We start from the raw sequence: 13,359 nt of genomic DNA on the forward strand, positions 1-13,359 counted from the left end.
CTGGCCTACACTGTAGGCCGCCGCGTCGGTGCCGGCAGGACGCGGGGAGGCCGCGCCCGTGCGTCATCGAATTCCCCTCCTGATTGCCTCATGCCTGGCCATCGCGGCCGTGCTGCTCCTGTGGTTCCGCATGCCCGTCCCCGCGGCGCCGCCCGCCGCGCGTCCCGGCGCCGCGGCGCTGTCCGCCCCCGTGCCTGTCACCCACGCGCCGGCCCGGGACAGCACGCCGCCCACGCCGCCGCTGGACGAGGCCCCGGCCGCCGAGCTGGGCGCCTTCGTGGTGCGGGTGGTGGATACGCGAGGCCCGGTGGAGGGCGCGCGGGTGCGGGCCTACCTGCGCGTGGGCGCGGACGGCACCGGCGCCACGCCCTGGCGCCGCGCGGGTGAGGGCGCCACGGCGGAAGGAGGCGTCCTGCGCCTCCCCGCGGGCCCGGGCGACTACCTGTTGTCCGCGCGGGCGCCGGGCCACGGGCCGGTGCGGCTGGAGGCCACCCGGCCGCTGGGTGAAGCGGAGACGGCCGTCGAGCTGCGCCTGTCCGAAGGCGTGACGCTGCGCGGCCGCACCGTGGTGGAGGGGCGCGAGGAGCCGGTGCCGCTCGCGGCGCTGACGCTGCGGCCCTACCCCGGGACGCCCACCGCCTGGGCGGTCCCCACCGGCCTGCCCGAGGAAGCCGCGGAGACGACGAGCGACGCGCGGGGGCACTTCACCTTCACGCGGCTCGCGCCCGGGCGCTACGCGCTCACCGCCGAGGCGCCGGGCTTCAGCCGCCGCACGCTGCGCCTGCTCCAGGTGCCACGGGCCAGCGACGTCGTGGTGGGCCTGTGGGGCGCGAGCACCCTGGAGGGCTTCGTCGTCGACGCCAGGGGACAGCCCGTGGCCAACGCGGAGGTGACGGCGGCGGGCGGCAGCTCGCCCGTGCGCGCCACCACGGGAGAAGGGGGCGGCTTCGCGCTGGAGGTCAACGCCGGGACGTGGTTCGTGTCCGCGCGCCACGGAGACCAACCAGGCCGCGTGCCCGGGCCGCTCTCCGTCGCGCCGGGCGAGACGCTGCGGGGGCTCGTGGTGACGCTGGGCGCCGCCAGCGGCCTGGCGGGCAGCGTGTCCTCCGTGGACGGCGCGCCGGTGGGCGGCGCGGTGCTGGTGGCGGCTCCCGCGGGCGGCGAGGGCGAGCTGGGCCGGGCCGCGTCCCATGCGGACGGGACCTGGCGGATGGACCTCCCCGCGGGCGACTACGACGTGACGGTGCGCGCGGAGGGGATGACGGGCCGCGTGGTGGAGGCCGTGGTGGTGGACGTGGGCGCCTACACGCCCGTGGACGTGCGGCTGGAGCCGGCGACGGCGGCGCTGGAGGGCCTGGTGGTGGACGCGGAGGGCCAGCCCCTGGAGGGCGCCCAGGTGCGCGCCTCGCCGGAGTCCTTCTCGGGCGTGGCCCGCACGGCCCTCACCGACGCCCAGGGCGCCTGGCGGCTGGAGGGGCTGGAGGCGGGGCGCACGTCGGTGGGCGCCCGGCGCGAGGGCTCGAAGCGGTGGACGTCCCGCCTGGAGACGCTGAAGGCCGGGGCCGTCACCCGCGTGGACTTCACCCTGGCGGACTCCGGCTCCGTGTGGGGCCAGGTGACGCGCGCGTCGGGCGGGCCGCTGACCGAGCCCGCGCTGGTCCACGCCGTGCCCCGAGGGGGCTCGGGCGCGGCCTCCACGGAGACGGACGCGCGGGGCCGATTCCAGTTGGAGCTGCCCGCGGGCGTGTACCAGCTCGTCGCGCTGCCCCCCCAGACGCCCGCCATCTACTTCCACCTGGAGAGCGACCCCTTCGTCACGGTGCCTTCGGGCAGCGCCGTGCGGCAGGACCTGACGCTGAAGGACGACCCCGTGTTGTCCGGCGTGGTGCTGGAGCCCTCGGGAGTGCCCAGCCCGCTGGCCATCGTGGCCGCCATCCAGGGCGGGGACTTCCCCGTGACGCGCAAGGAGCGCGCGGACGAGGCGGGCCAGTTCACCCTGCCGCCGCGTCCCCGGGGCGCCCAGCCCCTGGCGCTGGTGGCCCACAACGCGGGGCGCGTGGGGCGGCTGTCCGGCGCGCACGAGGACCAGGCGCCGCTCACGGTGCGGCTGGAGCCCGCGGCCACCCTGCGCGGGCGCGTGGTGGCGGGCAGCGGCGCGCCGCCGGACGGCTTCGTCCTGGAGCTGCACGAGGCCAACGGCGAGGCCCTGCCCTGGGCGGGCGCGTGGCCCACCACGCGGCGCTTCGCCGGCAGCACCTTCCTGCTGCCGGACGCGCCCGGCCAGGCGCTGAAGGTGACGGTGCGCACCGAGGACGGCCGCACGGGCGAGGCCCAGGTGTCGCTGCGGCCGGGAGGCTCGGCGGACGTGGAGGTGCCGCTCACCGGGGGCGTGGCGTCCATCTCCGGGCGCGCGGTGTGGAGCCGGGGCGGCGGGCCGGCGCCGGGCGTGGCCGTCTTCCTGGACAAGGCCGTGGGCGGGCGCCCGGAGGCCTTCACCGGCCAGGACGGGCGCTTCCGGCTCGGCGACGTGCGCCCGGGCATCCACACCGTGCGGCTGCTGCCGCCGGAGGGCCGCGTGGAGACGCGCACCGTGAAGGTGGCCGAGGCGGAGGCCGCCGACGTGGGCGACGTGACGGTGTCCCCGCGCCGGGCCACGCCGGGCACGCTGGGCGCGGGCTTCAGCGAGGACCGGGGCCACGTCGCCTTCGCGTGGCTGACGCCGGACGGGCCGGCGGCGCGCGCGGGCGTCAACGTGGGAGACCGGCTGGTGGCGGTGGACGGCCAGGTGGTGCGCGACAGCACCGAGGCGGAGTCCCGCACCCGGGGCGCGCCCGGCACGCCGGTGCGGCTCCACGTCCGGCGCGCGGGCGGGGAGCAGGAGGTGCTCGTCACCCGCGCGGAGTGACGGGCCCGGGCGCTACACCTTGTCCAGCACGCGCGACAGCACCTGCGCGGTGAAGTTCACCAGCGGAATCACGCGCCGGTAGTCCATGCGCGTGGGGCCGATGACGCCCACCGTGCCCAGCACCTGCTCCTGGTTGCCGTAGGGGCTGGCGATGACGGTGACGTCGCCGGCGGCGGAGAAGTCGCTCTCCGCGCCAATGAAAATCTGCATCTCGTTGGCCACCTGCACCCGGTCCAACAGCGACAGCAGCTTGTGCTTCTCGTCCAGGGCCTTGAAGAGCGCGCGCATGCGCTCCACGTCCGCGAACTCCGGCTGCTCCAGGAAGGAGCCCGTGCCCTGGATGAGCACCCGCTCCGTGGCGGCCAGGTCCGTGGCCGCCACGCCCAGCTTCAGCGCCTTGGCCGTCAGCGCGTTGTAGAGCGCCTGCTCCTGGTCCATCTCCGCGCGGATGCGCTCCCGCGCCGACTCCAGCGGCACCTCCCGCAGCAGCTCCGACAGGTAGTTGCTCGCCTTGAGCAGCTCGTCGGAGGTGATGGGGAACTCCACCGTAATCGCCTTGTTGACCACCTGGCCGCTCTGCCCCACCAGGATGGCCAGCACCCGGTCCTCGCGCAGGCGGACGAACTCGATGCGCCGGAACACCGCCGCCTCCGGCCGCGGCGTCACCACCACGCCCGCGTGGCGCGTCAGGGAATGGAGGATGCGGCTGGCCTCGCCCAGCATCTCCGCCAGGTCCGCCTCGTGCGCGAGCCCCGCGTGGATGAACTCCCTGTCGCGCGGCGTCGGGTCCTTCAGCTTCACCAGCGTGTCCACGTAGAAGCGGTAGCCCTGGTCGGTGGGGACGCGCCCGGCCGACGTGTGGGGCTTCTCCAGAAAGCCCAGCTCCTCCAGGTCCGCCAGCACGTTGCGCATGGTGGCCGAGGACACCTCGAACCCCGACCTGCGGGTGAGCTGCTGACTGCCTACCGGCCCGCCCGTGGAGATGTACTCCTGCACGACGGCCCGGAGAACTTCCTTCTCACGTTCACCCAGCTCTTCGGACATCCCTGGCGCTCACTCCGGAGCCACCGGCGCGGCGGCACCCTCCGCGCCCTGGCTCCATGGGAAAGTCTAAGAAAGCGGCCGCGGGCATTCAATCCGGGAGCCGCCCTGGCCCTACGTGCAGGACGGCGCGTCATTCCCAACGCGGACCTTCCAGCCAGCCGGACGGCCGCCCCACCGCACGGGCCCGGTGCCGGCCACTGTACTTCCCCGGCAGGGGCCCGGCTGTGAGGTGTGGCAATGCCCACATGGCCGGCGGGATTCGCCAGCGCTACAAGCCGCGCCGTGCTCGCTCCGCGTGCCGAGTCCCTCCCTGCTCCACAGCCAGCCCCCGTCAGCCTGCCCACCGGAGACGTCGCTCCCGGGGGCGCCCAGCGCGGGTGGCTCGTCGCCAGCCTCCTGTCCCTGTACGTTATTTGGGGCTCCACCTATCTGGCCATCCGGTGGGCGCTGGAAGGTGGCCTGCCCCCCTTCCAGATGTCGGGGGCGCGCTTCGTCTGCGCGGGAGCGCTGCTCTTCGGCGTCCTGTGGCTGAAGGGCGCGCCGGTGCCCACCGGGCGCCAGTGGGCCGCCAGCACCGTGGTGGGGGTGCTGCTGCTGGGCATGGGCAACGGCGGGCTCGTCTTCGCGCAGCAATGGGTCGCCTCGGGCGTGGCCGCGCTGGTGGTGGGCAGCCTCCCCCTGTGGACGGCGCTCTTCGGGGGGCTCTTCGGGCAGTGGCCTGGACGCGCGGAGCGCTGGGGCCTGGCCATTGGCTTTGGCGGCATCATCCTGCTCAACCTGGGCAGTGACATGGGCGGCCGGCTGCTGCCGACGCTGGCGCTGCTGGCGGCGCCCATGAGCTGGGCGTTTGGCTCCGTGTGGAGCCGCCGGCTGCCCATGCCCCAGGGGCTGATGTCCACCGCGGCGCAGATGCTGTGCGGCGGCGCCGTCATCCTGACCTTCAGCCTGGTGATTGGGGAGCGCCCCACGGCCATGCCCACGCCGAAGGCGGTGGCCGCGTTCTTCTACCTGGTCATCTTCGGCTCGCTGGTGGGCTACAGCGCCTACGGCTACCTGCTGCGCAACGCGCGCCCGTCGCTGGCCACCAGCTACGCCTACGTCAACCCGGTGCTGGCGGTGTTCCTGGGCGGCCTGCTGGCGGGCGAGACGATGTCGCCCACGGCCTGGCTGGCCATGGGCGCCATCCTGGGCGCGGTGGTGCTGCTGACGCGCAAGAAGTGACGCGGCTTCCGTTGACGAGCGCTCATTGGTTCGGACGGTAGATGCTCAACGAGCCGCCTTTCGACACAGCGATGACCGGGTGGCCCGCCGCATCCAACGCCAGGGAGGTTGGCACGGCGCCCGAATAATCCCGGACGCGCTCCTTCCGATGAAGCTCACGGGGGTACCAGTTCGCATAGAGGCTTGATGACGAACGGCCTCCGATGAACGTCGTCAACACCCGGCCATGGCCATCCACGGCAACCGTCGGCCAGCGCCGTTTCTCGCCGTCAAGTCCCTCCTCCCAGGAGGTCGCGACTTCGAGGTTCCATGCCGAACCGGACCAGCGAGCCACCACCATCCCGTCATGGTACTCCGAGCCATGCATCTCCCCCCAGACAGCCACGGGGCGACCATCCGGCAGCGTGGCCAGGGCGGGCTGGGTGACTCGATAGCGGTCTGGGAAGTAGCGGTCGTGAAGGAGCCGCTCTCCGAGCGCGGTCCAGCCAGCGCCATTCCAGTGACGGACATGCAGTCCCGCCAATACGTCCGCGGACTCGGCTTCGGCCCACGCCACGAAAATCCCGCCGGAGCCATCCACACTCAACGCGGGCGCATCCGTGGAGACCGTTGAGCCGGGCCCCGTGCCTACCCGCTGGATGTCTCCCAGGGCGAGCCACTGCCCCTCCGTCCAACGTCGCACGCGAACGCCGTCGGAGGCACTCCAGGCCACCACCGGACGGCCCTCGCTGTCCATGGCGAGGGCGACATCATACGGCGCCGCGTCCTCAGCCAGGTTCAGGCGCGCCCCGAGCGGCATCCAGGCCGGGGGCCTCCATTGAAAGACATGGAGCGCGGCACCGGCGCTCGCGGAGTCACGTTGCAGGAAGGCCACCACCGGGTGGCCGTCCGAGCCCAGCGCGAGCTGCGGCCGCGAGACGGTCGCTTCCTCGCGCGCCCCCGGAGCCGCGAACGGCGCGCCCAGGACAGCCCAGACGTTGCCCTCCAAGCGCCCGACGACGATGCGGGCTCCGTCTGTCTCGTTCCGCTCCGTCATGCCATGGCTGTCGGCGACCGCGACCACCAGGGCCCCACCGGACTCCACGGCCAGCGCCGGCCGCCCCGCGACCGAGGCACCCTCCCGTACCCCTGGCGTACGCTCGAAGGAAAAGGCGGGCTCCGACTTGAACGAGGGGACCCTCCAGGACCAGTGGATGCGCGGTCCTGGATAGGGATTGAACTGGGCGGGATTTCCAGCCAGGTCCGTGATGTCCTCGCAGGACATTGAAGCCGAGCCTTCCGACGGCAACAAATAGGGCTGAATCATCGTCGTGGACAAACTCAAGCGGTCGTCGGACAGCGTCATCCGGGAGGACCACTCCTGGTAATCGACCTGGATGCTGGCCATCGGCGCTTCGGCGCTCTTGAGCCGGATGGGCTCCGAGAACGTCACCCGCAGGGTCGCCGTCTCGCTGAAGAGCGTCTCGAAGGCATTGGGAGAACTCGAGCTGACGGTGGGCCCCGTGCGGTCCACCGTCACGGGATGCGCGTCACTCTTGAAGGTATGCCCCTTCCACTCCGCGCGAGCCTGAAGGTGGTGAACGCCCTCCCCTGAGCCGTCCCCTCATTCGAATCAAATGAAGCCGAATGCCTCGCGGAAGACGGCCTGCTCGCGGATGAGCTCGGCGAATTTCTCCATGAGGGGGCGGAGCCACTCCTCTCGCATGTTGGCGAGGGCGCCGTAGTAGATGATGCCTTGCCGAAAGAGAGAGTACTCGCGCGTCTTACGGGTGTCGGCGCGGAACTTCCTGTCGAGCCCCGTCGCTTCGCCCGCAGCGCCGAGCAGCGTCAGCAGCGCCATGGCGAAGGCGGACAGCAGCAACAGTCTGTCGCGGCGCTCGCAGGTGCCGATAGCGATGGCGGACAGGCCCATGCCGAAGCGCAAGTCCTTGATGTCCCGGTGCGTCTCCTCGCAGGTGAATCGACGTCCGTAGGCCTTCACCAACTCGGTGGCAGTGGCTTCCTTGCTGCTGGCCGCCAGAAACCAGGCCTCTTTCATTCCCTTCTGGTGCACGCAGACGACGGCACCCACGCCGAAACGGGCCTGGGTGACGCGCGCTCCGCGCAGCAACTTCGGACGGCCCGTCGGGGGCACCCACTCCTTCGCCTTGTGCACCTCCCCTCCGGCACTTTCGACGTGCACGACGCCACGAAAGCGAATGACGTAGCCGAAGCTGAGTCTGTCCAGCAATTCATACAGGGCGACGTCTCCGAATCCTCGGTCCGCGAGCACCGTCACCTCCACGTCGGAGGGCAGCACCTGGTGCAACCGCTCCAGCAACGCGTCCTCATGGGCATTGCGCTGCCCGGCCAACTCGCTCTTGGGCACCGTCTTCCACAGCAACGGCGTGGCGCGGCCGTGGCGGGTGACAAGCTGGATGGCGACCGTGGTGTGGTCGTCCGACTCGAAGTCCGTCCAGTCAATGGTGACTGTCACCGCTTTGCGCTCGGCCACCACGAAGGGCACCCACTGCGCGAACAGTCGCCACACGTCGACGCCAGAGTTGGACAGCAGTCGGTCCACCTGCTTGATGGCGTGCTTGCCTTCCAACCCCCGCGCCTGGGAGAGCGCCAGTCCGATGGCCCTCACCGAGAGGCTGGCGGCGTGCACGGCGCCCAAGGTGGCATTGGACAGCGACAGCACACGCTTGGCATGGGTGTCCGGGCCGACGGCTTCCTCAATGAACCGATGCACCTCGGCGTGCGTTATGGATTTCGACATGCTCCGCACGATGCAGGACAACCTCTGGCGCCGAAAAGCGCGCGCCTCACTGCCGCTTCCCGCGCTGCTCCGGCACCAGCCAACCGCTGGGGACGGCCCTTGACGCTCGGCTCAAATGAGGGGACGACTCAGCGCCCTCCCTGAACACGGTTGTGTCCCAGGTGAACTGGAAGGGAGGCAGCAGCGTGGCCAGCGGCTCTCCACTCCGGAGGAGTTCAATCTTGTCCGGAGTACCGCCCTGCGTCTGCACTGTGACGAGGAGCGAACCGTTCACATATTCCATGCCTCGCGAGTTGTTGATTTCCAGGTGCAGTGGGTCAACGGGAGGAGGCGTCCGAGGAGTCCCGTCGGAGAGTTCGCCGCACCCCAACAGGGGCAGCGTGGCGAAGAGCAATGCGGAACGCGCGGAAGGACACGAGAAAGAGCGAGGCATCACGGCTCCAGGCATGACGTGCTTCATTTGGACACGTGAGCCCGTCCGGCTGGGAACCTGCCATGTCAGAAGTTCCAGCCAAGTCCGATGCCGGCGCTCGCGAGCGCCCTCAGCGCATTCCCCTGGGGCAATGGCATCACGGCGCCGCCCACGGAGCCGGTGACGACCAGCGACACCCGTTCAACGCCCAGCCACGCCGAAGCGCTCACGCCACCGTACGGCGCCGTCCCCGTGCTGGACGTGCCCGCCTCGCGCTGGCGGAAGTACAAGGCGCCCAGCTCCGGACCGAGCGTCAGCGCGCTCCACTGTCCCTGGAATCTGCGCCCCATGCCCAGCCGCAGGGACCACTCCGTCTGCCGGAGCCCGCCGCTCACGACGGACTTGCTGGCGCGCCCGGCGACGGTGCCCCACACCACGTCCAGGAGGCCCGGCTGGATGGGCGCGTTGAACAAGGCCTGGAGCTGCCCCCCGACGCTCGAACCGAAGTTGCTGGCGGTCCGCGTCGCGAAGGCGCCGCCCAGGTGCAGCGCGCCCCGCCAACCCGAAGCGCCCTTCGCCTGCATCGCCACCAACGTCCCCTCGCGAAGCAGCGACTCATCCACCAGCACGTGCCCCTTCTCCGGCACCGCGACGCGCAGCTCCAGCCACGAGGCCTCCCGCCGCGAGCGCAGCCGGTAGCCCCCGGGCGGCAGGGCCAGCATCACCGGGCCACTCCCCTTGGAGAACACGCCCATCACCATGCCGTCCTGCTCCGACGCCACCACCCACTCGCCCGGCTCGGGCACGGTGATGAGCAGCCGGCTGGGCGCGAGCACGGGCTCGGTGAGCACCAGCTCCCCCTGCCCCTTCAAGTCGAAGTGGAAGTTCGGGTGCTGCGTCCCCGCGCGGGTGAGCAGCGTGGACTCCACCGTGCGCCCATACGCGTAGGCATAGGACTCCTGGAGCGTGACGCGCCCGTCCCGGTTGAGGTCTCCCGCGCCACGCAGCCCCGCCAGCAGGTGGTGCGTGAAGAAGGAGCCCTGGAGGTCATCGGCCTCCTGCGAGGCCTCGTCCGCGCTGGACGACGTGACGATGACGCGCCCCTTGATGGCGGGCGTGGCCCACTGCACCAGCCGCTCCTCCACCGGCTCCAGCCCCTTGACGCGGGTGGCGGCGCCGGAGCGGCACGAGTCAATGAACATCACCGCCACGCCCACCGGCGACGCCTCCATGAACGACACCAGCTCCTTCACGGGAAGGCGCGTCCCGGAGAGGTGCAGGGCCTCACCGTCAGCGTGGCTCGACACGTAGACGAGGAGCTGGTCACCCGGCGTGGCATCCCGCGCCATGCGCTCCCGCAGCGTCCCGAGCGCCGCCTTCACCCGGCTCGCGTCCGCGCCCAGGACGACCTGGGCGTCCTCCGGGAGCAGACCGCCCGCGTCCCGGAACAGGGTGAACATGCGGCGCGCGTCCGCGTCCGCGAAGCGCAGGGGCTCATCGGCGGACAGCCCCTGGTTGGCGCCGATGAGCAGCGCGTAGCGCCTGGGAGGCGGCGCGTCGTCGGCGGGGGACTGTGACAACAGCGCGGCGGTCAGCAGCGAGAGCAGCATCATGGGCTGGAGCTCACGGGGACGGCGAGACGGTGGTGGTGCGCCGCGCCGTCAACGGGCATGGGCGGCTGACAATCCGAGGGCAACTGCTGAGCGGCGCACGCGGCGGCGCGAATCGCCAGGGCCGCGCGGCCCGGCTCGACGGGAAGCGGCGCATCGGAGAAGAACGCATCCAGCACGAAATCACCGGGCGTGACGATGAACGTGGGCGGCATCGTCAGCGTGGCCGGGTCTCCCGACTGCGTGCCCCGCGAGGGCCACAGCAGCGATACCTTGCCCGCCGCGTCCGTGGCGAACACCAGCACGTACCGATAGGGCGCTGTCTTCAGCGAGAGCGTCACCACGTCCCCGGGCGACAGCGGCGCATCCACGGCGCCATCCGACTGCCGCACCACGGACACGAAGGGGCCGCCCTTGACGCGGACGCCCTCCGGCGGCTCCCGCAGCACCACCACCGACGCCAACCCCAGGACCGCGAGCAGCGGAACCGCCCACCGCCAGGTCCTCGGAGGCGCGCGCATCGGCGCGGCCTCGGCACGCGGGGCGAACACCCGCGCCCACGCGAACGCCCGTGACACTCCCGCGGGTGCAGGGGCCTCACGCCGCGCCAGCACGCGCGTCTTCCTCCACGCGAACTCCGGGGCCTCGCGTGCCGCGCCCGCCGCCTCGCGCAGCCGCTCCAGCTTCGCCTGACACTGCTCGCACGACGCCAGATGCGTGGGAGGTGGCGCGTCCCCCACCACCAGCTCGTCCAACGCGAGCCTCGACAGGTGCCCGCTCATGACCGGGGCTCCAGCGCCAGCTCCCGCGCGCGGACCCGGACCTTCTCCAGCTCGCGCCCCACCGTCTTGCGCGACAGGCCCACCACCTCCACGATTTCCTCCTGGGTGAGCGCGTCCACGAAGTGGAGCGTCGCAATCTGGAGGGCGCGGTCATCCAGCTCGCGGGCCAGCACCCGCAGCAGGTTGCGCGCCTCCACCTCCTGCGGGTCCGCCCCCGCCTCCTCTGCTTCGGCGAGCGCCTGGGCGGGGACGTCCTTCAACGCCCGGCTCCGCAGCATGTTGAGGCAGACATGGGTGGTGACCCGGAAGATGTAGGTCATGGGGCGTGCCTCCGCGCGGAACGCCCCGCCCGCCTGGAGGAGCCGGCAGAAGACCTCCTGCACGGCATCCCAGGCGTCCGAGTCGCGGCCGAGCAGGGTCCTGGCCCTCCCGTGGACGGTGGGCGCGTACTTTTCATAGAGGTCGGCGAGCTCCGAGGCGCCTAGTCCCCGGGCCATTGATTCTCCACGCGCATTGGACACGCGACCGTGCCAGCGTGGGAACCGCGCCCCTAGAAAAAACGCGGACCCGCTCAGTTCGTGGAGCGCGTGTCCGCGTCCGGATGCACGGTGCCGGGGGGCGCCTCCGTCTCCCGCGGCAGCCACACGTGGAACGTGGAACCCTCCCCCGCCACGCCCGGTGACTCCACCCAGATGCGGCCGCCGTGCTGCTCCACGATGCCCTGGCTGATGGTGAGCCCCAGGCCCAGGCCGCCGTACTTGCTGCCGTGCGCGCGGCCGAAGCGCTCGAAGATGAGCGCCTGCTTCTCCTTGGGGATGCCCACACCGGTGTCCGTCACCGACAGGTGGACGCCCTCGTCGCGCTCGCCCTGCACCCGCACCCACACCGGCCCGCCCTCGGGCGAGTAGCGCAGCGCGTTGGACAGGAGGTTGGTGAGCACCTGGTCCAGGCGGCCCCGGTCCCACGTGCCCTCGAGCTGCTCGGAGGCCTCGACGTGGATTTCATGGCCCTGCGACAGCACCGCCATGCGGTCCCGCGTCTCGTGGACCAGGTGGCTCAGGTCGAAGCGCTCCAGCTCCAGGGACAGGCGCCCGGCCTGGAGGCGGCTGATGTCCAGCAGGTCCTCCACCAGCTTGGCCATGCGGTCGATCTGCCGGTTGATGATTTTGAGCGACTTGCCCGGCCCGGTCTCCGTCTCGCCGCCCAGCTTCAAGAGCGCCAGGTGCGCGTGGCCCTTGGCCGCGGCCAGCGGCGTGCGCAGCTCGTGGCTGGCCGCCGCGAGGAAGGCGTCCTTCGCCTCGCTGGCCAGCCGCAGCGCCGTCTCCGCGCGCTGGCGCTCGGTGATGTCGCGCGCCACGGAGATGAAGCGCCCGGGGCCGCCGTCCGCCGCCACGTACTGGAGCACCACCTCCACCGGCACCTCGGAGCCGTCCCGCCGGCGGTGGCTGGTGGAGTACGTCTGGCTGGGCAGCGTGCCGCTCACCAGCGGCGCCAGCAGCTTGCGGAAGCCCGCCTCGTCGAAGGCGCCCTCCACCTCCAGCACCGACAGCCCCACCAGCTCCTCGGCGCTGCCGGCGAGCTGCTTGGCCGCGCCCGCGTTGGCGTAGGTGAGCGTCAGCGAGTCCGGGGAGAACATGAGGACGCAGTCCAGCGTCGCGTCCAGCGTCGCCTTGAAGCGGCCCTGCGCCTCCTCCGCCCGGCGCTTGTCGTCGATGTCCGTGGCCACGGCAATCCAGCCAACCAGCAGGCCATTCTCGTCGCGCTCCGGCACCGCGCGCGCCAGGTGCCAGCGGTACACGCCGTCGAAGCGGCGCAGGCGGAACTCGCGCTCCACGCGCTGCCCCAGGCGGATGGCCTGCCCCCACGCGGCGCGCATGGCCTCGCGGTCCGAGGGGTGGACGAACTCCAGGAAGGTGTTGAGCGACAGCGGCTGCTCCGCCTGGATGCCGGTGTAGTCGCGCGCGGCGCGGTTGGCATAGGTGAAGCTGCCATCCGAGCGCGCCGCCCACATCACCTCCGGCAGGGACTCCGTGAGCCGCAGGTGGCGCAGCTCGCTCTGCCGCTCCAGCGCCTCGCGCTCGCGCTCGCGCAGCAGCGCCGCCTGCCGCTGAATCTGCTGCTCCTTGAGGAACAGGTCCACGAAGACGCTGACCTTGGAGCGGAGGATTTCCGGGTCGAAGGGCTTGAGCAGGTAGTCCACCGCGCCGTGCGCGTAGCCCTTGAACACGTGGGCCGCGTCGCGGCTGAGCGCGGTGAGGAAGATGATGGGGATGGTGCGCGTGCGCTCGCGCTGCTTGATGAGGGTGGCCGTCTGGAAGCCGTCCAGCCCGGGCATCTGAACGTCCATCAAGATGACGGCGAAGTCGCGCTGAAGCAGGAACTTCAGCGCCTCCTCACCGCTGGTGGCCTTCACCAGCTCCTGCCCGAGCGGCTCGAGGATGGCCTCGAGCGCGAGCAGGTTGGACGGATGGTCGTCCACCATCAGGATGCTCGCCCGGGGCTGGGAAGGCCCCTCCTGGTTGCGGTCCGCGGAGATGTGTTCGCTAGGCGTCATTGAAGTCGGCGGAGGAAGCTGCCCCATTCCCACCTTTTCTCAAGGGAGAAGAGGCTAGGCGGCCCCTCGT

The 13,359-nt window shown here is 71.7% G+C and carries 9 protein-coding genes; 2 read left to right on the forward strand and 7 right to left on the reverse strand.

Going from position 1 to position 13,359, the window contains the following annotated elements; all coding sequences use genetic code 11:
• The first annotated feature begins 58 nt into the window (after positions 1–58).
• Positions 59–2,905 carry a carboxypeptidase regulatory-like domain-containing protein gene (locus MYMAC_RS32380; protein ID WP_095960860.1) on the forward strand — a complete coding sequence of 949 codons (2,847 nt, stop codon included), beginning with the start codon at positions 59–61 and terminating at the stop codon, positions 2,903–2,905.
• A 12-nt stretch (positions 2,906–2,917) separates the two neighbouring features.
• On the opposite strand, the gene hrcA is transcribed toward MYMAC_RS32380, so the two are convergent.
• Positions 2,918–3,949 carry a heat-inducible transcriptional repressor HrcA gene (gene hrcA / locus MYMAC_RS32385; protein ID WP_013937632.1) on the reverse strand — a complete coding sequence of 344 codons (1,032 nt, stop codon included), beginning with the start codon at positions 3,947–3,949 and terminating at the stop codon, positions 2,918–2,920.
• A gap of 237 nt (positions 3,950–4,186) precedes the next feature.
• Between hrcA and yedA the strand changes: the two genes are divergently transcribed.
• Complete coding sequence (gene yedA / locus MYMAC_RS32390; protein ID WP_095960861.1) at positions 4,187–5,170, forward strand: drug/metabolite exporter YedA; 984 nt, start codon at positions 4,187–4,189, stop codon at positions 5,168–5,170.
• A 22-nt stretch (positions 5,171–5,192) separates the two neighbouring features.
• Here the strand turns inward: yedA and MYMAC_RS32395 are convergent, their stop codons facing one another.
• The 6 genes from MYMAC_RS32395 to MYMAC_RS32425 all read right to left on the reverse strand — a co-directional run bounded on the left by MYMAC_RS32395 (position 5,193) and on the right by MYMAC_RS32425 (position 13,289).
• Complete coding sequence (locus MYMAC_RS32395) at positions 5,193–6,689, reverse strand: Ig-like domain-containing domain (protein ID WP_095960862.1); 1,497 nt, start codon at positions 6,687–6,689, stop codon at positions 5,193–5,195.
• Positions 6,690–6,782: 93 nt separating this feature from the next.
• Positions 6,783–7,931 (reverse strand): IS4 family transposase, encoded by a 1,149-nt coding sequence (locus MYMAC_RS32400; protein WP_095961673.1) that lies wholly within the window; start codon positions 7,929–7,931, stop codon positions 6,783–6,785.
• Positions 7,932–8,429: 498 nt separating this feature from the next.
• Positions 8,430–9,956, reverse strand: a complete 1,527-nt coding sequence (locus tag MYMAC_RS32410; protein WP_095960864.1) for a caspase family protein — start codon at positions 9,954–9,956, stop codon at positions 8,430–8,432.
• Complete coding sequence (locus tag MYMAC_RS32415) at positions 9,953–10,735, reverse strand: hypothetical protein (protein ID WP_095960865.1); 783 nt, start codon at positions 10,733–10,735, stop codon at positions 9,953–9,955. Before MYMAC_RS32415 ends, MYMAC_RS32410 begins: the two co-directional genes overlap by 4 nt.
• Entirely contained in the window at positions 10,732–11,232 is a 501-nt protein-coding gene (locus MYMAC_RS32420; protein WP_013937627.1) for a sigma-70 family RNA polymerase sigma factor, read from the reverse strand. Before MYMAC_RS32420 ends, MYMAC_RS32415 begins: the two co-directional genes overlap by 4 nt.
• A 74-nt stretch (positions 11,233–11,306) precedes the next feature.
• Entirely contained in the window at positions 11,307–13,289 is a 1,983-nt protein-coding gene (locus MYMAC_RS32425; RefSeq protein ID WP_204817112.1) for a hybrid sensor histidine kinase/response regulator, read from the reverse strand.
• Between the last annotated feature and the right edge of the window lie 70 nt (positions 13,290–13,359).

Origin of the sequence: Corallococcus macrosporus DSM 14697 (genome assembly GCF_002305895.1) — a bacterium.
Classification (GTDB): Bacteria; Myxococcota; Myxococcia; order Myxococcales; family Myxococcaceae; genus Myxococcus; species Myxococcus macrosporus.

Coding starts and splice junctions, on each gene's coding strand:
- MYMAC_RS32425 (WP_204817112.1), bottom strand. CDS start 13,289: ATGACGCCTAGCGAACACATCTCCGCGGACCGCAACCAGGAGGGGCCT.
- MYMAC_RS32400 (WP_095961673.1), bottom strand. CDS start 7,931: ATGTCGAAATCCATAACGCACGCCGAGGTGCATCGGTTCATTGAGGAA.
- hrcA (WP_013937632.1), bottom strand. CDS start 3,949: ATGTCCGAAGAGCTGGGTGAACGTGAGAAGGAAGTTCTCCGGGCCGTC.
- MYMAC_RS32410 (WP_095960864.1), bottom strand. CDS start 9,956: ATGATGCTGCTCTCGCTGCTGACCGCCGCGCTGTTGTCACAGTCCCCC.
- MYMAC_RS32420 (WP_013937627.1), bottom strand. CDS start 11,232: ATGGCCCGGGGACTAGGCGCCTCGGAGCTCGCCGACCTCTATGAAAAG.
- MYMAC_RS32415 (WP_095960865.1), bottom strand. CDS start 10,735: ATGAGCGGGCACCTGTCGAGGCTCGCGTTGGACGAGCTGGTGGTGGGG.
- yedA (WP_095960861.1), top strand. CDS start 4,187: ATGCCCACATGGCCGGCGGGATTCGCCAGCGCTACAAGCCGCGCCGTG.